This window comes from Proteus sp. G2674, from assembly GCF_009915195.1.
Lineage (GTDB): Bacteria > Pseudomonadota > Gammaproteobacteria > Enterobacterales > Enterobacteriaceae > Proteus > Proteus mirabilis.
The window spans coordinates 1-21,141 of record NZ_JAABLS010000040.1 but is presented as its reverse complement, the minus strand read 5'-3'; the positions used below and the strand labels follow the sequence as shown (position 1 = coordinate 21,141).

At 40.8% G+C, this 21,141-nt stretch carries 19 protein-coding genes and 1 rRNA gene; 3 read left to right on the top strand and 17 right to left on the bottom strand.

The window, feature by feature from the left end; genetic code table 11:
- Positions 1-28 precede the first annotated feature (28 nt).
- The 13 genes from GWI58_RS15855 to asnC form a co-directional block, all read right to left on the bottom strand.
- A complete protein-coding gene (locus tag GWI58_RS15855; RefSeq protein WP_004246588.1) occupies positions 29-445 on the bottom strand; it encodes a F0F1 ATP synthase subunit epsilon in 417 nt (138 codons plus the stop codon).
- 21 nt (positions 446-466) lie between these two features.
- Positions 467-1,849, bottom strand: coding sequence for a F0F1 ATP synthase subunit beta (gene atpD, locus GWI58_RS15850; RefSeq protein ID WP_004246589.1), 1,383 nt, complete (start codon positions 1,847-1,849; stop codon positions 467-469).
- A gap of 34 nt (positions 1,850-1,883) precedes the next feature.
- Entirely contained in the window at positions 1,884-2,747 is an 864-nt protein-coding gene (gene atpG, locus GWI58_RS15845) for a F0F1 ATP synthase subunit gamma (RefSeq protein ID WP_004246591.1), read from the bottom strand.
- 57 nt (positions 2,748-2,804) lie between these two features.
- On the bottom strand, positions 2,805-4,346 hold the full coding sequence (gene atpA, locus GWI58_RS15840; protein WP_004246592.1) for a F0F1 ATP synthase subunit alpha: 1,542 nt from the start codon (positions 4,344-4,346) through the stop codon (positions 2,805-2,807).
- A gap of 14 nt (positions 4,347-4,360) precedes the next feature.
- Entirely contained in the window at positions 4,361-4,894 is a 534-nt protein-coding gene (atpH, locus tag GWI58_RS15835) for a F0F1 ATP synthase subunit delta (protein WP_004246594.1), read from the bottom strand.
- 12 nt (positions 4,895-4,906) lie between these two features.
- Positions 4,907-5,377 carry a F0F1 ATP synthase subunit B gene (gene atpF, locus GWI58_RS15830; protein WP_004246595.1) on the bottom strand — a complete coding sequence of 157 codons (471 nt, stop codon included), beginning with the start codon at positions 5,375-5,377 and terminating at the stop codon, positions 4,907-4,909.
- Between the two features lie 61 nt (positions 5,378-5,438).
- Positions 5,439-5,678: a F0F1 ATP synthase subunit C gene (atpE, locus tag GWI58_RS15825; protein WP_004246596.1), complete on the bottom strand. Its 240-nt coding sequence runs from the start codon at positions 5,676-5,678 to the stop codon at positions 5,439-5,441.
- 45 nt (positions 5,679-5,723) lie between these two features.
- Positions 5,724-6,548 carry a F0F1 ATP synthase subunit A gene (gene atpB / locus GWI58_RS15820; RefSeq protein ID WP_004246597.1) on the bottom strand — a complete coding sequence of 275 codons (825 nt, stop codon included), beginning with the start codon at positions 6,546-6,548 and terminating at the stop codon, positions 5,724-5,726.
- A 31-nt stretch (positions 6,549-6,579) separates the two neighbouring features.
- On the bottom strand, positions 6,580-6,957 hold the full coding sequence (gene atpI, locus GWI58_RS15815) for a F0F1 ATP synthase subunit I (RefSeq protein ID WP_004246598.1): 378 nt from the start codon (positions 6,955-6,957) through the stop codon (positions 6,580-6,582).
- A 614-nt stretch (positions 6,958-7,571) separates the two neighbouring features.
- Positions 7,572-8,198, bottom strand: coding sequence for a 16S rRNA (guanine(527)-N(7))-methyltransferase RsmG (rsmG, locus tag GWI58_RS15810; RefSeq protein WP_046335305.1), 627 nt, complete (start codon positions 8,196-8,198; stop codon positions 7,572-7,574).
- Positions 8,195-10,093, bottom strand: coding sequence for a tRNA uridine-5-carboxymethylaminomethyl(34) synthesis enzyme MnmG (mnmG, locus tag GWI58_RS15805; RefSeq protein ID WP_161769353.1), 1,899 nt, complete (start codon positions 10,091-10,093; stop codon positions 8,195-8,197). The genes rsmG and mnmG overlap by 4 nt, the downstream gene beginning before the upstream one ends.
- Positions 10,094-10,472: 379 nt before the next feature.
- On the bottom strand, positions 10,473-10,913 hold the full coding sequence (gene mioC / locus GWI58_RS15800) for an FMN-binding protein MioC (RefSeq protein ID WP_004249871.1): 441 nt from the start codon (positions 10,911-10,913) through the stop codon (positions 10,473-10,475).
- Between the two features lie 100 nt (positions 10,914-11,013).
- Positions 11,014-11,475 (bottom strand): transcriptional regulator AsnC, encoded by a 462-nt coding sequence (gene asnC, locus GWI58_RS15795; RefSeq protein ID WP_004246603.1) that lies wholly within the window; start codon positions 11,473-11,475, stop codon positions 11,014-11,016.
- A gap of 160 nt (positions 11,476-11,635) precedes the next feature.
- Between asnC and asnA the strand changes: the two genes are divergently transcribed.
- Positions 11,636-12,628 (top strand): aspartate--ammonia ligase, encoded by a 993-nt coding sequence (gene asnA / locus GWI58_RS15790; RefSeq protein ID WP_004246604.1) that lies wholly within the window; start codon positions 11,636-11,638, stop codon positions 12,626-12,628.
- On the opposite strand, the gene viaA is transcribed toward asnA, so the two are convergent.
- Both viaA and ravA read right to left on the bottom strand, forming a co-directional pair.
- On the bottom strand, positions 12,629-14,086 hold the full coding sequence (gene viaA / locus GWI58_RS15785; RefSeq protein WP_110229623.1) for an ATPase RavA stimulator ViaA: 1,458 nt from the start codon (positions 14,084-14,086) through the stop codon (positions 12,629-12,631).
- 7 nt (positions 14,087-14,093) lie between these two features.
- The gene (gene ravA, locus GWI58_RS15780) at positions 14,094-15,593 is read right to left on the bottom strand and encodes an ATPase RavA (protein WP_094960204.1); all 1,500 of its coding nucleotides are present in this window, start codon (positions 15,591-15,593) and stop codon (positions 14,094-14,096) included.
- Positions 15,594-15,873: 280 nt separating this feature from the next.
- Between ravA and rbsK the strand changes: the two genes are divergently transcribed.
- Positions 15,874-16,800 (top strand): ribokinase, encoded by a 927-nt coding sequence (rbsK, locus tag GWI58_RS15775; protein WP_004246607.1) that lies wholly within the window; start codon positions 15,874-15,876, stop codon positions 16,798-16,800.
- An 81-nt stretch (positions 16,801-16,881) separates the two neighbouring features.
- On the opposite strand, the gene mdtD is transcribed toward rbsK, so the two are convergent.
- Positions 16,882-18,279, bottom strand: coding sequence for a multidrug transporter subunit MdtD (mdtD, locus tag GWI58_RS15770; RefSeq protein ID WP_161769352.1), 1,398 nt, complete (start codon positions 18,277-18,279; stop codon positions 16,882-16,884).
- 80 nt (positions 18,280-18,359) lie between these two features.
- Positions 18,360-19,046, bottom strand: a complete 687-nt coding sequence (locus tag GWI58_RS15765) for a FadR/GntR family transcriptional regulator (protein WP_004249867.1) — start codon at positions 19,044-19,046, stop codon at positions 18,360-18,362.
- 494 nt (positions 19,047-19,540) lie between these two features.
- On the opposite strand from GWI58_RS15765, the gene GWI58_RS15760 reads away from it, so the two are divergent.
- Positions 19,541-21,083: ribosomal RNA gene (locus tag GWI58_RS15760) — 16S ribosomal RNA — on the top strand.
- Positions 21,084-21,141 lie beyond the last annotated feature (58 nt).

Below are 21,141 nucleotides of genomic sequence, written 5' to 3'. Positions count from 1 at the left end.
CTTTTTATTCATGGACTGCCTATTTACATTAGCGTCTAGTCAATTCGATTACACGTAGTTTTGCAATCGCTTTGGCTAATTCTGCTGATGCTTGAGCATAATCAACATCACCATGAGAGGATTGAATGTGTTCTTCAGCTTTACGCTTAGATTCCAACGCTTTCGCTTCATCCAAATCACGACCACGGATAGCTGTATCTGCCAGTACAATGACGCCTGTAGGCTGAACTTCGAGAATACCACCTGAAAGGTAGATAAACTCTTCTTCACCCGATGTTTTTACGACACGTACCATGCCCGGTTTTATGGCAGTTAATAACGGGGTATGCTGCGGATAAATACCGAGCTCACCTTCGCTACCAGTTACCTGAATATGTTTGACTTCGCCGTCATATAAATGCTTTTCAGCGCTGACAACTTTCAGGTGGAACGATGTATCGGCCATATCAACCTCCCGTCAGCCGTATTAAAGCTTCTTAGCTTTTTCTACTGCTTCTTCGATAGTACCAACCATGTAGAACGCCTGCTCTGGCAGGTGGTCATAATCACCGTTCAGAATACCTTTAAAGCCACGGATTGTGTCTTTTAGGGAAACGAACTTACCTGGTGAACCGGTAAATACTTCAGCAACGAAGAATGGCTGAGATAGGAAGCGCTGGATCTTACGCGCACGCGCAACAACCAGTTTATCTTCTTCTGACAGTTCATCCATACCTAAGATAGCGATGATGTCTTTCAGTTCCTGATAACGTTGCAGGATAGACTGAACACCACGAGCAACATCATAGTGCTCTTGGCCAACTACCAGTGGGTCTAACTGACGACTGGTTGAATCCAGTGGGTCAACCGCAGGGTAGATACCTAACGAAGCAATTTGACGGCTCAGTACCACTGTCGCATCTAAGTGAGCAAAGGTGGTTGCTGGGGATGGGTCAGTTAAGTCATCCGCAGGTACGTATACCGCCTGAACAGAGGTGATAGAACCTGTTTTGGTTGAAGTGATACGCTCTTGCAGAACACCCATCTCTTCAGCCAATGTTGGTTGGTAACCTACCGCTGATGGCATACGACCTAACAGTGCTGATACTTCTGTACCGGCTAAGGTGTAACGATAGATGTTATCGACGAATAACAGTACGTCACGGCCTTCATCACGGAATTTCTCAGCCATAGTCAGACCAGTCAGTGCAACACGCAGACGGTTTCCTGGTGGCTCATTCATCTGACCGTAAACTAACGATACTTTGTCAAGAACGTTAGAATCTGTCATTTCATGATAGAAGTCGTTACCCTCACGAGTACGCTCACCAACACCAGCAAATACAGAATAACCTGAGTGCTCGATCGCGATATTACGGATCAATTCCATCATGTTAACTGTTTTACCAACACCCGCACCACCGAACAGACCGACTTTACCACCTTTAGCAAATGGACAGATTAAGTCCATAACTTTGATACCGGTTTCAAGCAGTTCTTGAGAGTTTGATAACTCTTCGTAAGTTGGTGCTTCACGGTGGATTGACCAACGCTCTTCGGTTTCAATCTCACCTTTCATATCAATAGGTGTACCCAGAACGTTCATGATACGTCCTAAAGTCGCTTTACCTACTGGTACTTCAATTGGGTGGCCTAAATCTTCAACCTTTAAGCCACGGCTTAAACCGTCTGATGTACCCATTGCGATACAACGAACGATACCACCGCCTAACTGTTGCTGAACTTCCAGCACCAGTTTTTCTTTACCATTCATAACCTCAAGAGCGTCGTATACTTTAGGGACGCTATCCTGAGGGAACTCGGCGTCCACTACGGCGCCGATTACCTGGACAATCTTTCCAGTAGCCATCTTGAATCCTCTACGTAATTCGTAAACCTAGCTGTTATACCGCGGCTGCACCAGATACAATTTCTGTCAGTTCCTGAGTAATGCTTGCTTGGCGTGCTTTGTTGTACACCAATTGCAGTTCTTTAATCAGATTACCACCGTTATCTGTAGCGGCTTTCATCGCGACCATTCGTGCTGCCTGCTCACTCGCTAAGTTCTCTACGACGCTCTGATAAACCTGCGATTCAATATAACGACGCAGTAAAGTATCCAGTAACGTCTTAGGATCAGGTTCGTACAGATAATCCCAAGATTTTTCTTTCAGTTCTTCATCATCACCTGGTGGTAATGGTAAAACTTGCAGAATTTTAGGCTCTTGGGCCATGGTATTGATGAACTTATTTGCCACCACATACAGTTTATCTAAACGACCTTCGTCATAAGCCTGTAACATGATATTGACTGGGCCGATAAGGTCAGATAGTTGCGGATCATCACCCATACCGGTTACTTGACCGACAACATTCCCACCTACAGAGGCAAAGAATGAAACGGCTTTAGAACCAACAAGGGCTAAATCTACTTCTACACCTTTATCAGACCACTCTTTCATGTCTGCCAGCAGTTTTTTGAACAAGTTAATGTTCAAACCACCACACAAACCACGGTCGGTCGAAACAACCAGGTACCCGACACGTTTAACTTCACGCTCTTCGAGGTATGGATGTTTATATTCCAGATTCCCTAACGCAAGGTGACCAATCACACTGCGCATGGTTTCTGCATAAGGACGGCTGGCTGCCATGCGTTCCTGCGTTTTACGCATTTTCGACGCGGCGACCATCTCCATCGCTTTAGTGATCTTCTGTGTGTTTTGCACACTGGCGATCTTCGAACGTATCTCTTTTGCGCCGGCCATTTCTGCTTCTCCTCATGAACCAGACGGCCTAATGATCATTATTAGGCCGAATAGTTATTACCAGGACTGAGTCGCTTTGAAGTTGTCTAGCACGCCTTTCAGCTTCGCTTCGATTTCTTCGTTATAAGTACCGGTCTGGTTGATTTCTTTCAGTAAATCAGCATGTTCACGAGAAGCATAAGCTAATAAAGCCGCTTCAAATGGCACAACTTTTGAAATTTCAACATCTTCCAGATAACCACGTTCTGCAGCAAACAGAGATAAAGACTGTTGTGCGACAGACATTGGTTCGTACTGTTTCTGTTTCAGCAATTCAGTCACTTTCTGACCGTGGTTCAATTGTTTACGGGTAGCATCATCCAGATCTGAAGCGAACTGAGAGAATGCTGCCAGCTCACGATACTGCGCAAGTGCAGTACGGATACCACCAGAAAGTTTCTTCATAATCTTAGTCTGAGCTGCACCACCTACACGAGATACGGAGATCCCCGGGTTAACAGCTGGACGGATACCTGCGTTAAACAGGTTAGATTCTAAGAAGATCTGACCATCGGTAATAGAGATTACGTTCGTAGGAACGAATGCAGAAACGTCCCCTGCTTGCGTTTCGATAATAGGTAACGCAGTCAGTGAGCCGGTTTTACCTTTAACTTCACCGTTAGTAAAGTTTTCTACATACTCAGCGCTAACGCGCGCTGCGCGCTCCAATAAACGGGAGTGCAGATAGAAAACGTCACCAGGGTAAGCTTCACGTCCAGGTGGACGACGAAGTAACAGTGAAATTTGACGGTATGCGACAGCCTGTTTAGACAGGTCATCATAAATAATCAGAGCATCTTCACCACGGTCACGGAAGTATTCACCCATTGCACAACCCGCATAAGGAGCAAGGTATTGCAACGCTGCTGATTCTGATGCAGAAGCAACAACAACAATGGTGTTTTCTAACGCGCCATGCTCTTCTAATTTACGAACAACGTTCGAAATAGTCGATGCTTTCTGACCGATAGCGACATAAATACATTTAATGCCAGAGTCACGCTGATTAATAATCGCATCGACAGCCAGAGCAGTTTTACCTGTTTGGCGGTCACCGATGATCAATTCACGCTGACCACGACCAATTGGGATCATGGCGTCAACGGATTTATAACCCGTCTGTACAGGTTGGTCGACTGATTGACGGTCGATAACACCTGGAGCAATCATCTCAACAGGTGAGAAGCCATCATGCTCTACAGCACCTTTACCATCAATAGGTTCACCCAGTGTGTTAACTACACGACCAAGTAGACCACGGCCAACTGGAACTTCCAGAATACGACCTGTACATTTAACTTTCATGCCTTCTGCTAAGTCAGCATAAGGACCCATCACAACCGCACCAACAGAGTCGCGCTCTAAGTTTAATGCGATAGCGAAACGGTTACCCGGCAGTGCGATCATCTCACCCTGCATAACTTCGGCTAAACCGTGGATACGAATGATACCGTCACTAACGGAAACAATCGTACCTTCATTGTGAGCTTCACTCACTACATTGAACTGAGCAATGCGCTGCTTGATCAGTTCGCTGATTTCAGTGGAATTCAGTTGCATATGCTCCAGTCCCCTTAAGACTGCAAGACGTCAGTTAATCGCTCTAAACGGCCACGAACACTACCGTCGATGACAAGGTCACCGGCGCGTATAATCATGCCTGCGATAACGGACTTATCAATTTTGCAATTCAGCTTCACTTTGCGTGATAGACGTTTTTCCATCGCTGCAGAAATGTTAGCTAGCTGCTGTTTAGTTAGCTCAATGGCAGAAGTGACTTCAACATCAACCGTTGACTCGAGTACTGCGCGCAATTGAATAAATTGGCTCAATACTTCCGGCAATGTTGATAAACGGTCATTCTCAGCCATAACACGAATTAAGTTCTGAGCATGTTCATCAATTTGATCGCCACAAAGGTCGATAAAGATGTCAGCCAGTTTTTCTGATGCTAAAGAACCAGAAAGTAATTCGGTTACCTGCTCATTGCGTGCAACTTCAGCGGTGAATGCCAGCATAACCTGCCATTTATCGACAGCCTGGTTTTCCACAGCAAAGTCAAAAGCTGCTTTGGCGTAGGGGCGAGCTACCGTTGCTATTTCAGACATGCCCCTCCCTCCTTACAGTTCAGCGACCAGTTTATCAACGATGTCGCTATTAGCAGCTTCATCCACGGAACGTTCAATAATTTTCTCGGCACCAGCGATAGCCAGCATAGCGACTTGTTTACGAAGTTCTTCACGAGCACGTTTACGCTCTGCTTCCAATTCGGATTGAGCTTGTGCAACGATCTTACTACGTTCTTGCTCTGCTTCAGCTTTAGCTTCTTCAATCATTTGAGTGCGTTGTTTATTCGCAGACTCAATGATTGCTTGTGCTTCAGCTTTTGCTTTCGCTAACTGTTCGCCTGCATCGGCTTTCGCTAAATCTAAGTCCTTTTTCGCACGTTCTGCAGAAGATAAACCGTCAGCAATTTCTTTTTGACGTTTTTCAATGGCCGCCATAATTGGTGGCCATACATATTTCATGCAGAACAAAACAAACAGGACAAATGCGATGGCCTGGCCGAGGATTGTTGCATTTAAATTCACAGCACAATACCTCTTTCTTGGTTATTAACTAACTTGATGTTTTTACTGCTCATCACCATCATTAGGCGACAGCAAACATCACGTAAAGGCCCAGACCCACAGCAATCATTGGGATGGCGTCAACCAGACCCATAACGATAAAGAACTGTGTACGCAGAAGAGGGATCAGATCAGGCTGACGAGCAGCACCTTCTAAAAATTTGCCTCCGAGGATTCCGATACCGATTGCAGCACCGATTGCAGCTAAACCCATCATAATAGCGGCAGCCATGTACAGCAGATCCATACTCAGGTTTTCCATGACAGTCTCCAGTTTGTTTCAGTTATTTCTTTAAAGAGTTAATAATTAATGTTCTTCAGATGCCATCGACAGATAAACAATCGTTAGAACCATGAAAATAAAGGCTTGTAACGTAATAATCAGTATGTGGAATATCGCCCAAGGTAGGCTTAATAACCACTGTGACCACCACGGTAACAGACCAGCAATAAGAATAAAGATCAGTTCACCCGCATACATGTTACCAAACAGTCGAAGACCGAGTGAAACAGGTTTTGATAGCAGGCTTACCCCTTCCAGAATTAAGTTGATTGGAATAAATACAGGGTGATTAAAAGGCTGTAACGTCAGCTCTTTAGTAAACCCTTTTACGCCCTTCATCTTAATGCTGTAGAAGAGAATCAGGATAAATACACCAATTGCCATCGAAAGAGTGATACTCACGTCAGCAGTCGGAACGATGCGTAACGCTGGTAACCCTAAGATGTGTTCACCGATATACGGGATAAAATCAATTGGTAATAAATCCAGGGCATTCATTAACAGCACCCAAACGAACACAGTCAATGCCAAAGGTGCAATGACTTTGCTCTTCCCGTGATACATATCACGAACGCTGCTATCAACGAAACCAATGACCATTTCTACTGCAGTCTGGAATTTTCCCGGTACGCCACTGGTTGCTTTTACTGCTACTTTTCTAAATATCCATAGGAACAAAAGCCCCATGAGTACAGAGAAGAAAAGTGAGTCAATATTTAACACCCAGAATGATGGCGTATTTTCAGCATGGGGATTGACCAACTCGAAAGTACGTAGGTCCAACTGAAGGTTATTCAGATGTCCACCTATGTAGTCTCTAGTGGTTAATGCTTCTCCTGATGCAGACATGATGCCAATTACCCTTTTGTTGTTAAAAACGCTAACCGTTTATGACGGCTGGTGCAACGACCTGCATAACAAGCACCGCTAAGTAGGTCATGACCAGTGGTGCAAATGCCGCTTTAAACACTCCTAAAGCAACTATCAGCAAGGCTATTGATAATATAACCTTCAACCCTTCACTGAAAGCAAAAAGCCAGTTTATGCGAACTGAAGCTTCATTTTCATCTACTTTTTGTAAGCGTAGTAATAATAAAAATGCAATATTGGGTAACCAACATGCAATTCCGCCTAAAAAAGCAGAAAAGCTCCAGTCTGTACTCTTAAAGTAGAAACCCGCACTGAGAATAACAAAAGTCATAAACTGCAAAAATAACAGTTTCAGTGCAACTTTCCCGCTGTAGAGGGAGACAGACATGACGTTTGTATTCTCCAGACTCGCTATCGTAAAAGGTATTACTGAATAATGTATCAAACTGTCTTTGCTATAAAGTGTCAAGTGACAAAAACGAGCAAATTATACGGGGCGTGGCAATGAATTCAATCAATAAGTAGCGAAAAAGTGAAGAATAATTTAAATTTTTTATGAAGGTTCCATTTATGGAAAATGATTAGCAACAAAAAGCGCAAAAATAATCAGCATAAACAGAAAAAATAATGTGATCTATAACACATAAATTAGTATATAAATAAATTTTATTTCATAAAAATTATAATAGAGTTAACAAATAACTGCCTTTTTCTGAACAAAAACAGCCAAAAAGAAAAATAATTAATGATTTTTCAATTAAATAAATTAAATATTTTTGAGAATGCATAAATTTATTAATTTATTTTAGAAAGAAAAATAAAAAAATGAGGGGAATACAGGCAATTAAATAAAAAGATAATTATTTGTTACTTAATTGTAAAATACGGGTAAATATGGAATGACGCTATTTTATCCCTTAAAGTAAATAGCGATAACATTGTAAATGTTATCGCTAAAGCACAAAAAATGAAAAAAGAAGCCGATGAATAGCCGTCTATAGTTTAAAAAACAACCAAATGACGCTGTTCATTCAATTCGGGGATCGCTAAATTAATCACCTTTTCAGGCATCTTTAAACCATTTTCAGAAAGCTCATCAAGTTCTTCTTGATGAATTTGCCCTTTTAATGCATAAAAACGCCCGTGTTCTTCAGTGACTAAATGTGAACACCAAGAAAGCATATCTTTCATCGACGCAAAAGCACGACTAATCACACCATCAAATGGTTTTTCTACTTGATACTCTTCAACTCGATATTGCACAGGTTCGATATTATGCAGAGCTAATTCATGCTGAACTTGCTTCATAAAACGAACGCGTTTACCTAAGCTATCAAGTAACACAAAGTGGTGATCGGGACGCATTATTGCTAAAGGAATACCGGGCAATCCTGGCCCGGTACCAACATCTATGAAGTTGTTTCCTTCAAGGTATTGACTCACAACTATGCTGTCTAAAATATGACGAATAAGCATCTGTTGAGGATCTCTGACAGAGGTCAAATTATATGCTTTATTCCATTTATCGAGCATAGCAACATAAGCGGTTAATTTTTGAGCTTGAACATCAGTTAACTCAATATTGGCTTGCTTTGCCAGCTTTTTTAACCGATTAAGTAAGTCACTCATGATGCACTCCGGCGTAATAAACCTTGTTTTTTTAACCAAACAAGTAAAATTGAGATAGCTGCAGGTGTCACACCGGAGATCCGCGATGCCTGACCTATTGAAGTTGGCTTGTGATCGTTTAGTTTGGCAATGACTTCATTTGATAATCCACTCACCTGTTTGTAGTCGATATCAATAGGCAATGCAGCACTTTCATTACGCAGTTGTTTTTCAATCTCTTCTTGTTGACGATTGATATAACCTTCGTATTTTACTTGGATCTCAACTTGCTCTGCCGCTTGTGGTCTCGAATCATCAATACCAGGAGCAAAACGAGGGATCTTTTTCAAAATCTCATAGGTCATTTCAGGACGACGTAATAAGTCTTCCCCATTCGCCTCTTTAGACAGTGGCGTTTTAAGTAATTGATTGATTTCTTCTAGGTTATCCGCTTTTGGATGAACCCAAATATCTCTTAAACGTTGACGCTCTTTTTCAACTAATTCGACTTTTTCACTAAATTGCGCCCAACGGTTGTCATCAACCATACCAAGTTCACGACCAATTTCAGTTAAACGTAAATCAGCATTGTCTTCACGTAACATCAAGCGATATTCAGCGCGTGAAGTAAACATTCGGTATGGCTCTTTCGTACCTAAGGTACAAAGATCATCAACTAATACACCAATGTAGGCTTGATCACGACGAGGGAACCAACCTTCTTGATTAAAAGCATAACGTGCCGCATTAAGACCTGCTAATAGACCTTGCGCTGCTGCTTCTTCATAACCGGTAGTGCCATTAATTTGGCCGGCAAAGAATAGTCCATTGATAAACTTACTTTCGAGTGTTTGTTTAAGATCACGGGGATCAAAAAAGTCATACTCTATCGCATAACCAGGTCGGATGATCTTGGCATTTTCCATACCTTTCATGGAATTTACTATTTGCATTTGAACATCAAAAGGTAAGCTTGTTGAAATACCATTAGGGTAAATTTCATTGCTTGTTAAGCCTTCAGGCTCTAAAAAGATTTGGTGTGAATTGCGATCAGCAAATCGCATCACTTTATCTTCAATTGATGGACAATAACGAGGGCCGATACCTTCAATAACCCCTGCATACATAGGGCTGCGATCGAGGTTGTTACGAATTATTTCATGTGTTTGCTCATTAGTATGAGTAATATGGCAAGGCATCTGTTCAGGATGTTGATCCACATTACCTAAAAATGAGAAAACAGGCATTGGATTATCGCCTAACTGTGGCGCTAATTGACTAAAATCGATAGTTCTTGCATCAATACGAGGTGGTGTACCTGTTTTTAAGCGACCTACACGTAAAGGTAATTCTCTTAATCGATGTGATAAAGAGACTGATGGTGGATCACCTGCTCGGCCACCACTGTAATTTTCTAAACCAATGTGGATTTTTCCATCAAGAAAAGTTCCTACGGTTAAAACTACCGCTTTAGCACGGAATTTTAATCCCATACGAGTGACTGCACCCGTTACTTGGTCATTTTCAACAATGAGATCTTCAACGGGTTGTTGGAAGATCATTAAATTAGGCTGATTTTCAAGTGTTGTGCGAATAGCTTGGCGATAAAGTACGCGATCGGCTTGTGCTCTTGTGGCTCTTACTGCTGGCCCTTTACTTGCATTAAGGGTTCTAAATTGAATACCAGCATGGTCGATGGCTGTGGCCATTAATCCACCCATGGCATCGATCTCTTTTACCAGATGCCCTTTACCAATCCCACCAATAGCTGGGTTACAAGACATTTGGCCCAAAGTATCAATATTGTGGGTCAGTAATAGGGTTTGACGCCCCATACGAGCTGCAGCCATAGCGGCTTCTGTACCGGCGTGACCACCACCGATGACAATGACGTCAAAATGTTCTGGATAAAACATGTGTGAACCTTAAATGTTACGAAATGCTGAATGTGTTGCATTGGGAAAACGAATTCTACTCAACTTTTTGACAGATACAAGTGAGCATGATCCGCAGGTAATTATTTAAAGATCTTTTTATTTAAAGATCTCTTTATTAGATCTTTTATTAAGGAAGCGATCCTCTGTGGATAAGTGGATTTTCTATTTAAAGATCATAAAAGTGTAAAGGATCATATACTGTGAATGATCCGTGATCTAGATGCTGATAAGCTGGGATCAAAACAGCGAGTTATACACAGGTCATTTCTGGATATAGGCTTATACAATGGATAACTACGGGTTAACCCCTGCTTTTAAGCATAGTTATCCACATCTGACTGCTGTTTTTTTGTTCGATTTAAAGTAAATTTTTCCAAGTTGTAAGCCATTCCTCTGCTGGATCTTCCGGAATGTCGTGTTCTTGTATATCTATTTCTAGGCGATCACCTAATCGAACAGCCCCTTTTTCTATTAGTTTTTGATCTAATGTTCTGATCGCACCACAGAAAGTGTCATATTCACTACTTCCTATACCTACAGCACCGAAAGAAACTTTACTTAGATCAATGCCGTCTGCTGAGATTTCGTCAGCAAATGGCTGGAGGTTATCTGGGATCTCACCTGCACCGTGTGTGGAAGTGATCACCAACCAGATCCCTTCTTGCGGAAGATCATTAAGAGAAGGCCCATGGTGTAGATCTGTCTCAAATCCCTCTTTAGATAAGATCTCTTCGAGGTGTTCGGCGACATATTCAGCACTACCCATGGTGCTGCCACTAATTAGCGTGACTTTTTTCATTCATGATCTCCTTATGTTCAAGACGCGCTATTGTACGCTGTGAATCACTTGGGATCTACCTGTGGATAATGTGGTTATAAAAAAAAATAGTTTTTTTTCGTTATGGCTTGATTGTCCTTGTTATCGGGTTTTGCAAAGAGATCAAGGTTTCTGTCGATTGGATTTCATCAATAGTCTGAATTTTGTTGATAAGTACGTCTTGAAGCGCTTCGATGCTTTTACACATTACCTTAATAAAGATACTGTATTGACCTGTTGTATAATAAACCTCAACCACTTCATCTAACTTATCTAGCTTATCTAATGCGGTATGGTAGTCTTTGGCACTTTTTAAAATGATGCCAATAAAGCAGCAAACATCAAACCCTAGTTGTTTTTCACTTATATCTACGCGTGTCCCCGTAATAATTCCTGCTTGCTTCATTTTTTCAACACGAACATGAATTGTGCCCGGACTTACTGCAAATTTTTTAGCTAATTCAGCATAAGGTGTTCGAGCATTCGCCATTAAAGCGTGAAGTATGTCACGATCGAGATTATCGATCTGATAAATATTGTCCATAAAATCCCCCTGTTTTTAATGATAATGCATTTTTATAGTATTTTTTTTAACGATTTTAAATAGGCAAGGCTATTTTTAATGAAGTATATTGAATTTACCCCCACTTTTGTTGCTTAATCTATCTCAGCAAAACACAACATCGCCACTAGGGATATAAAAAATGGAAAAATCATTCATTCAGACTCAACAACAAATTAGCTTTGTTAAATCATATTTTTCACGTTTATTAGAAAAAGAATTAGGCCTGATTGAAGTTCAAGGACCGATCTTAAGTCGCCTTGGTGATGGAACTCAAGATAACTTATCTGGTCATGAGAAGGCCGTACAGGTTAAAGTGAAATCTTTACCTGATTCTACCTTTGAAGTTGTCCATTCATTAGCAAAATGGAAACGTAAAACATTAGGTCGTTTTGGATTTAGTTCTGGTCAAGGTCTTTATACACATATGAAAGCCTTGAGACCAGATGAAGATCGCTTAACGCCAATCCATTCTGTCTATGTTGATCAGTGGGATTGGGAAAAAGTGATGGAAGGTGAGGAGCGTACACTACCTTATCTTAAGCAGACAGTGGGTAAAATCTATCAGGCTATAAAAGAAACTGAAAAAGCCGTCAGCGATGAATTTGGTCTGACACCGTTCCTGCCAGATCAAATTCAATTTATTCATACTGAAGAACTGTTACGTCGCTACCCTGATCTTGATGCTAAAGGTCGTGAAAAAGCGATAGCTAAAGAATATGGTGCTGTTTTCTTAATCGGTATTGGTGGAAAACTATCAAGTGGCGAAGCTCATGATGTAAGAGCGCCAGATTATGATGACTGGACAACACCTAACGAAGATGGCTTTGCAGGGTTGAACGGCGATATTTTAGTTTGGAACCCAGTATTGCAAGATGCTTTTGAAGTGTCGTCAATGGGTATCCGCGTTGATCCAGAGACATTAATGCGTCAGCTAACTTTAACTGATGATACTCAACGTCTTGAGTTAGATTGGCACAAAGCATTAATGCATGGAGATATGCCACAAACAATTGGTGGCGGTATAGGTCAATCACGTTTAGTCATGCTACTTTTGCAAAAAGAGCATATTGGACAAGTACAATGTGGCGTTTGGCAACAAGACACCCGTTTAGCTTTTGCGGATATGCTGTAATTATTGACGCCAACGTCGTAGTAATCGACTTTTTAACCCAGTATCAAAACGCCATATGTGGTCGAAAATTTTCATAATACTGGGTTTACCATAATTGGATAGGGTAACCGCATGGAAGCGATTATGCTGTTGCTGTTGGACTTTTTTGATTTTATTGATTAGGTTTTCGGGTAACCTTTGGGCAACAAAGTCAGAAATAACAACAGCATCAGCGTCTTTCCATGTGGGGGTATTAAGCTTATCTGCTACCTCATTTAAACAAGATGCTAAATCAGTTCCACCTCTAAATGTTTGATTCAAAAATTTAACAAGTTCTTGTAATCCATCAGAAGAAGATAATTGGTAATGGATCATTTCTGTTGAAAACAGCATGACATGACAGGCACGGTTATCCGCTAGTGCTATTTTCATTAGTGCTAAACCAAAGGCTTTAGCACATTGCTCATTAAATCCCCCCATAGAGCCAGAAGTGTCGATACAAATGATAAAAGGGCCTCTTGGCCGTTCTTCATCAAGGTGATGAGTGACTGGGCGTAATACTGTGCGTTCCTGCCAACTATCACCTTGTAAACGATAAGTATTGAGCTGTTTTTCAATGAGTTTACGATAAAACTCATACTCAACTTCATTTATGCCTAATAAAGCTAGTTCAGCAGGTAATAAACGTAAAATATCATCACTTAAGCCTATACCATTTACTTGCTCTGGCGTGGTATCCGGTGCTTTTTCAACGACTGTTATTGATTCAAAAATCACACTCTCTTCAGGAAGCGATTTCGCCGTTTTACTTCGCCCCAGTAAGCTGGCCAATTTATGTAATTCAGGTTGTTGATTTAGAAAATCACTATAACGTTGAATAATTTTCTCATCATAGGGGGTTTTGGTAATAACGCCTTTGCTCATATCCCATAAACGGCCTGCAGCCCGTTCATTTTCAGAAAATGTATTACTTAAACTGCCACTTAATGCTAAGCGTTCTTGTAGTTCTGCAAGTAACTGCTCTTGCTCTTGTTCAAACAGTGCTTTATGTAATGTCGTGACTTGAAATATTAAACTAATGCGCCAGCGTTGAATAAATAGAGCTTGTTGAGCTGGGGAAAAAGGTTTATTTGTTTTTATTAGTTGTGTTGCTTCTATAACAAATGAAGAATCAAGCTGATTTAGTTCTGTAAGAATATTGTCCACTTGCTGATTAAAAACAGCATTACATAATGATTGCGTTTGCTGATAAAGTGCAAATTCATCTGCGATGATGGTCGGCACCAGTGTTTCTTTCACTTTTTCTTGTAAGCTTTTTTTCCATTGATAAATGTCTTTTAGTAATGCTTTTTTTAATCTTGGGTGTTTTTCAAAAAAAACAGCTAATTGAGGAGAAGCTAATAAAGTGATAATCACTTCTTCTATAAGCTGTCCTTCGTTTATCGCTAAAAGCATATCGATGGTAGAAAGTGTTAGCATGGCATGGTCACTTTATTTGACTTCTTAATTGAGATAATTTTTCATTCAATTGCAAAAAGCTTTGTTCTATAGAAATGAGCCAATCATTATCAATAAAGATATTGGGTTGATGATGATTAAAATTTTCTTGTTCAGAATAAATCTCTTGGGTGAGATCTTTTAATTTATCTAACCATTGTTGATTATCTTCAATAGGCTCTGTTTTGATGCTTTCTGACTGTTGGTATAACGACGTTGTTCGGCGACTAACATCCAACACCTCTAAGACACCATCTTGACGAATTTGTGCATTAATAGATTGTGGGAAACCAATACCATTTAATCTGGCAGAGAGTTCATCACCTTTATCTAAGAAAGTTTCTAATGCTTTTTTTTCAACAGTTATAAAGTTAACTTGAATACTATGTATATGCAGTGGAATATGTAAAAACAGCGTAAATTTATCAGACTGCATTTTTTCTGATAATTTGAAATGTATATTTCTACCAAACATACTACTTTGTTTTTCAAAGCGAAATGCTTGTTGATCTTGTTTGCTTCTTGTCGATTGCATCCATTCAGCCCACAGATTTTCTATTTTCTGTAAAAGTGTTAGCTGGTGGTATGCTTGTTCTGTTAATAGTGTTTTTAATAAGTCATTTAGCAGCGCAAAAGAAGCTTGATCATGCCAAAGGCAATCTTTTAACAGAATAAGATCTAAAGGTGATATCGCACTACGACCATTAAAAAAAGCACTGGCCTGTAATAGACGAACCGCTTTTTTCCAACGTCTGTCTGAAACATAAGGTGCTGCATCACTTCTATCGAGTGAGTCGCGAAGTTGATAAATTAATTCGAATAAGTGGTCATTCAAAGTAATTTTTTCTAACTCTGTTTGCCAAAGTAAAAATTCGTCTGTTGTAATTTGTAGTTGTTCAGGAATACGAAAAGCGCTGACCTCTTTATTAACTAATAACGCCCGGAAGTTTTTTTTATCTTGTACTTTTGATAACCAAATTCTAATCAGCATTCGATCATAAAGCGCTTCAAGACTGCTGTCTGAATCAGGTAGTTCATTAGAAGCCGAAACTAACAAACGCATGGGAATACTTACTTCGTTTTCGCCATTGCGAAATTTACGTTCATTAATTGCCGTTAATAAGGTATTCAAAATAGCGGGACCGGCTTTCCATATTTCATCAAGAAAAACAATTTCGGCATCAGGTAAATAACCTTCGGTTAAACGTTGGTATTTTCCTTCATCTTTTAATGCTTGAATGGATAGTGGACCAAAAATTTCTTCAGGTGTTGAAAAACGGGTCATTAAATATTCAAATGCTTTAGCGTGTTTAAATGCCTCTTTCATTCTTCTCGCAATTAAGCTTTTAGCAATACCTGGAGGACCTAGCAAAAAAACGCTCTCTCCACTTAGAGCCGCGAGTAAGCAAAGCCGTATCGCTGATTGACGTTCATAAAGCCCAGTTTCAAGGTATTGGCTAAGTTGTGAGATCCGTTCTGCAAGTTGCATAAAGGCTCCTAATTAGGGTACTTATTTTCGTTATAGAGATGAAACTATCAAAAAATGAGTAATGACATATAGTCAATTATTCAATTAGTACACAATTCGTTTATAACAAAAATCGATTCAGCTTCCTACTGCTTCTTTTGGTTCTTTTTTGTTTTGCTGGCGAAACGTTTCGATGGTGATCACGTTTTTTCATTAATGTTGCTGAGATGATCGATTTAAAATACGACATGTCATCAATTAATGGCATTAAAACATTATCACTTGATAGTAAGGAAATATCATGGAAGCGAAGAAATTAGTGATTTTAGGTAGTGTTAATGTCGATCATATTCTTAATGTTGCTCATTTTCCGCATCCTGGTGAAACTATTTCCGGTAATCAGTATCAGATGGTTTTTGGGGGTAAAGGTGCAAATCAAGCCGTCGCTGCAGGGCGTTGTGGTGCTAATATTACCTTTTTAGCTTGTCTTGGAAATGACGATATTGGTCAAAGTGCTAAAGCTCAGCTGATCACAGATAAAATAGATACAGATTGTATTGAATTAATTGATGATGAAGCCACGGGTGTTGCGTTGATTTTTGTTAATCAGCAAGGTGAAAACGTTATTGGTATACACGCTGGAGCCAATGGAAGGTTAAACAGAGAATATGTTGAACGTTATAACTCGGTGATTAAAAAAGCAGATGCTTTACTTATGCAATTAGAATCACCTCTAGATTCTGTATTAAAAGCGGCTCAAGTCGCTAAACAAGAAAGTGTGCAAGTTATATTAAACCCAGCACCAGCACAGGCTTTACCGGATGAATTATTATCTCTCGTTGATATCATTACACCTAATGAAACAGAAACTGAATACCTCACAGGGGTAAAAGTTATTGATGATGAAAGTGCTCAACGTGCATCTAATATATTACATGATAAAGGGATAGAAACCGTTTTAATTACTTTGGGTAGCCGTGGTGTTTGGGTTAGTCAAAATAATCAAGGAACGATGGTTCCGGCATTTAAAGTGACCGCAATAGATACTATTGCTGCAGGAGATACATTTAATGGCGCTTTTATAACGGCTTTATTAGAAGGTTTACCAATGATGAAGGCGATTAAATTTGCGCATGCAGCCGCCGCTATCGCTGTTACTCGTGCAGGAGCACAACCGTCAGTACCTTGGCGCCATGAAATTGAAGCTTTTTTGTCGCAGCATGACTAGCGTAAAAATAAGATTATCGCTATTTAGAGTGGCGTATAAAAGAGAGCTATAGGCTCTCTTTTATTTTTATATCTCAACTAATTAGTTTTCATTTTTCTTCTTATTAGTAAGATTATCACCATCATGCTTATTAAGTAATAAGAAGACAAATGAAGAGAGTAGTGTAATAGCGCCGACAGTAATAAAAGTATAATGGAAGTTATCTACCGTAGAGCCAGCATTTTCTGCATCAAAATAATTTAAGATAGAAGCACTTACTGCAATACCAAAACTAATCGCTAGTTGTTGAGTGACGGCTAAAACACTATTGCCTGAACTGGCATTATTGTCAGTTAAGTCAGCGAGTGAAATAGTATTCATCGAAGTAAATTGAATTGACATGACAGCACCTAATAAAAAGAGTGGTAATACTAGGTAATAAATAGACATATCAGGTGATTGTAAGGAAAACTGTGCAATCATCAGACCTATAATAATGGTTATTCCAAATAGTGTCCGGCGATAGCTAAATGTCACTAAGACTTTTGTCACAAAGGATTTGGCGAGTATAGAGCCCAAAGCCATTGGTGCCATCATCATACCTGAGATAATAGCAGGATAGCCAAAACCTACTTGTAACATCAGTGGCATTAAGAAAGGAATACATCCTGTTCCTAAGCGCGTTGCGATATTACCCGCAATACCGACAGAGAAAGTCCGTGTTTTGAATATATTTAATGGTATTAAGGGGTGCTGGTGGCGTTTAGCGTGATTGATATAGAGACCGAGTAAAAAGAAGCCACCTAAAATCACCGCAAGAGGGATATATCGAGAGATGTTTTTATCGCCAAAAAGATCGAGGCTGACGGATAACATGACTAAACCAAAACCAAAGAAAATAAAGCCGAGTAAGTCAAATTTACGTTTTGGCATCGTAAAATTAGGCATATGTTTTATGGCGTAAAAAATACCAAGTAAGCCAATAGGAATATTAATAATAAATATCCAATGCCAAGAAGCATAGGTGACAAGGATCCCTCCCAATAATGGACCCGCAATTGGCCCCACAAGCCCCGGCATGGTGACAAAGTTAAGAATGGGAAGGAGTTCGCTACGAGGATAAGCTCTTAATAAAGCAAGACGAGCAACCGGCATCATCATTGCACCACCTATTCCTTGTATAACCCGCGAAATTACCAAAAAAGCAAGGTTAGGAGAAAGTGCGCATAATAATGAACCGCCAGAAAAGAGTGAAACGGCGATAATGAAAATCTTGCGAGTCCCAAATCTATCAGCTAACCATCCACTTACAGGAATTAATAAAGCTACCGTTAAAGTATAGCTAATTACGGCTGATTGCATGGCGAGAGGGGAGTGATTAAGACTTTTAGCTATATCAGGGAGTGCCGTATTTAATATAGTCGCATCTAATGACTGCATAAAAAAAGCCATTGCAGCGATCCAGGGCAACCCTGACATATTTTTGGCGGATTTTAACATGTAACAGATACCGTCTTTCTTTTATATTTAGCTTATTAGCCAGTATAAACAAAAAGACAATAAAATCGTATTAAAAATACTCAGTCATTTATTAATAGTATTAAACAAAGATCACGGGCTCTATTTCCATCTCCTTCTATAATCGCTTGTACAATTTGATTATGAGTTTCAGGCTGTACTGTTTCATTGCCAACAATTAAATCAAAATATTTTTTGTAGGCAGATAGAAAAAGAGAACCAAAAGAGGCAAAAAATGGATTGCCACTGGCTTGATAGATTAGATAGTGAAATTGTGTATCAATATCTAACCAATGCTGACGGTTAAAGTTATCTTTGAGTAGTTGCATTTCTGTAGCTAGAAATAATAGCGACTCTTTTTGTGTCTCTGAAGCATGTAATGCAGCTAAATAACAGGCTTGAGGTTCTATTGCTAAACGAACATGATGGAAATAATGACTCACCTTATTAAACTCACCGCTATCTATCCACCAATTAAGTAAATCATTATCTAATAGATTCCAATTTTGCATTGGCGTAACTCGAGTACCTATTCTTGGGCGAGGTAGTAACATACCTTTTCCAGCAAGCATTTTTATTGCTTCACGAATAACAGTTCGACTGACTGAAAGTAGTTCAGCGAGTTCTATCTCACCAGGTAATAAAGATTCAGGTTCGTAGTATCCAGAAAGTATTTGTTTACCTAGCTTTTCAGCAACAATATAAGAAAGATTTTTTTGGGATGCTGAGCGTTGTTCGCTTAGTTGCATAATAATAGTTACCTTTACCATAATTTGCTTTCTATATTACGTGAGTAATAGCAATAAAGCTGTTTGGATTTTAATCTATCAGTGTAAAATTAGAGCATTTTCATTCGTTTTGTTGAAAAATAGAGCGAACAGAAAAAAAATTGAAATAAATACTTGCGCTAATCTGAGAAGCCCCTATAATGCGCACCCACTGACCGACGATGAGCTGACAACAGCAACGACGGAAAGGGAAGAGAAAAGAAAAAAGTTTGAAAAAACTCTTGACTCTTCAGAGGAATAGCGTAATATACGCCTCCTCGCAACAACGCGGAAGACCGGAAACGGCAGCAACAGTTGCACTGCTCTTTAACAAATTATCAGACAATCTGTGTGGGCACTCGCAGAGACGATATCTTCTAAAAAATTAGATGTATCAAGTCTTGAAGAGTGACTAACAAGTTAATTCATATAATGAATAAGCTAAGTTTTCGATTTCTTTGAGCATCAAACACTTTTAATTGAAGAGTTTGATCATGGCTCAGATTGAACGCTGGCGGCAGGCCTAACACATGCAAGTCGAGCGGTAACAGGAGAAAGCTTGCTTTCTTGCTGACGAGCGGCGGACGGGTGAGTAATGTATGGGGATCTGCCCGATAGAGGGGGATAACTACTGGAAACGGTGGCTAATACCGCATAATGTCTACGGACCAAAGCAGGGGCTCTTCGGACCTTGCACTATCGGATGAACCCATATGGGATTAGCTAGTAGGTGGGGTAAAGGCTCACCTAGGCGACGATCTCTAGCTGGTCTGAGAGGATGATCAGCCACACTGGGACTGAGACACGGCCCAGACTCCTACGGGAGGCAGCAGTGGGGAATATTGCACAATGGGCGCAAGCCTGATGCAGCCATGCCGCGTGTATGAAGAAGGCCTTAGGGTTGTAAAGTACTTTCAGCGGGGAGGAAGGTGATAAGGTTAATACCCTTGTCAATTGACGTTACCCGCAGAAGAAGCACCGGCTAACTCCGTGCCAGCAGCCGCGGTAATACGGAGGGTGCAAGCGTTAATCGGAATTACTGGGCGTAAAGCGCACGCAGGCGGTCAATTAAGTCAGATGTGAAAGCCCCGAGCTTAACTTGGGAATTGCATCTGAAACTGGTTGGCTAGAGTCTTGTAGAGGGGGGTAGAATTCCATGTGTAGCGGTGAAATGCGTAGAGATGTGGAGGAATACCGGTGGCGAAGGCGGCCCCCTGGACAAAGACTGACGCTCAGGTGCGAAAGCGTGGGGAGCAAACAGGATTAGATACCCTGGTAGTCCACGCTGTAAACGATGTCGATTTAGAGGTTGTGGTCTTGAACCGTGGCTTCTGGAGCTAACGCGTTAAATCGACCGCCTGGGGAGTACGGCCGCAAGGTTAAAACTCAAATGAATTGACGGGGGCCCGCACAAGCGGTGGAGCATGTGGTTTAATTCGATGCAACGCGAAGAACCTTACCTACTCTTGACATCCAGCGAATCCTTTAGAGATAGAGGAGTGCCTTCGGGAACGCTGAGACAGGTGCTGCATGGCTGTCGTCAGCTCGTGTTGTGAAATGTTGGGTTAAGTCCCGCAACGAGCGCAACCCTTATCCTTTGTTGCCAGCACGTGATGGTGGGAACTCAAAGGAGACTGCCGGTGATAAACCGGAGGAAGGTGGGGATGACGTCAAGTCATCATGGCCCTTACGAGTAGGGCTACACACGTGCTACAATGGCAGATACAAAGAGAAGCGACCTCGCGAGAGCAAGCGGAACTCATAAAGTCTGTCGTAGTCCGGATTGGAGTCTGCAACTCGACTCCATGAAGTCGGAATCGCTAGTAATCGTAGATCAGAATGCTACGGTGAATACGTTCCCGGGCCTTGTACACACCGCCCGTCACACCATGGGAGTGGGTTGCAAAAGAAGTAGGTAGCTTAACCTTCGGGAGGGCGCTTACCACTTTGTGATTCATGACTGGGGTGAAGTCGTAACAAGGTAACCGTAGGGGAACCTGCGGTTGGATCACCTCCTTACCTAAGAGATACGTGTTATGTGCAGTGCTCACACAGATTGTCTGATGAAGAACGAGCA

Bases quoted from the DNA above. Each gene is read 5' to 3' on its own strand.
- GWI58_RS15855 (WP_004246588.1), bottom strand. From the start codon at position 445: ATGGCCGATACATCGTTCCACCTGAAAGTTGTCAGCGCTGAAAAGCAT.
- atpD (WP_004246589.1), bottom strand. From the start codon at position 1,849: ATGGCTACTGGAAAGATTGTCCAGGTAATCGGCGCCGTAGTGGACGCC.
- atpG (WP_004246591.1), bottom strand. From the start codon at position 2,747: ATGGCCGGCGCAAAAGAGATACGTTCGAAGATCGCCAGTGTGCAAAAC.
- atpA (WP_004246592.1), bottom strand. From the start codon at position 4,346: ATGCAACTGAATTCCACTGAAATCAGCGAACTGATCAAGCAGCGCATT.
- atpH (WP_004246594.1), bottom strand. From the start codon at position 4,894: ATGTCTGAAATAGCAACGGTAGCTCGCCCCTACGCCAAAGCAGCTTTT.
- atpE (WP_004246596.1), bottom strand. From the start codon at position 5,678: ATGGAAAACCTGAGTATGGATCTGCTGTACATGGCTGCCGCTATTATG.
- atpB (WP_004246597.1), bottom strand. From the start codon at position 6,548: ATGTCTGCATCAGGAGAAGCATTAACCACTAGAGACTACATAGGTGGA.
- atpI (WP_004246598.1), bottom strand. From the start codon at position 6,957: ATGTCTGTCTCCCTCTACAGCGGGAAAGTTGCACTGAAACTGTTATTT.
- rsmG (WP_046335305.1), bottom strand. From the start codon at position 8,198: ATGAGTGACTTACTTAATCGGTTAAAAAAGCTGGCAAAGCAAGCCAAT.
- mnmG (WP_161769353.1), bottom strand. From the start codon at position 10,093: ATGTTTTATCCAGAACATTTTGACGTCATTGTCATCGGTGGTGGTCAC.
- mioC (WP_004249871.1), bottom strand. From the start codon at position 10,913: ATGAAAAAAGTCACGCTAATTAGTGGCAGCACCATGGGTAGTGCTGAA.
- asnC (WP_004246603.1), bottom strand. From the start codon at position 11,475: ATGGACAATATTTATCAGATCGATAATCTCGATCGTGACATACTTCAC.
- asnA (WP_004246604.1), top strand. From the start codon at position 11,636: ATGGAAAAATCATTCATTCAGACTCAACAACAAATTAGCTTTGTTAAA.
- viaA (WP_110229623.1), bottom strand. From the start codon at position 14,086: ATGCTAACACTTTCTACCATCGATATGCTTTTAGCGATAAACGAAGGA.
- ravA (WP_094960204.1), bottom strand. From the start codon at position 15,593: ATGCAACTTGCAGAACGGATCTCACAACTTAGCCAATACCTTGAAACT.
- rbsK (WP_004246607.1), top strand. From the start codon at position 15,874: ATGGAAGCGAAGAAATTAGTGATTTTAGGTAGTGTTAATGTCGATCAT.
- mdtD (WP_161769352.1), bottom strand. From the start codon at position 18,279: ATGTTAAAATCCGCCAAAAATATGTCAGGGTTGCCCTGGATCGCTGCA.
- GWI58_RS15765 (WP_004249867.1), bottom strand. From the start codon at position 19,046: ATGCAACTAAGCGAACAACGCTCAGCATCCCAAAAAAATCTTTCTTAT.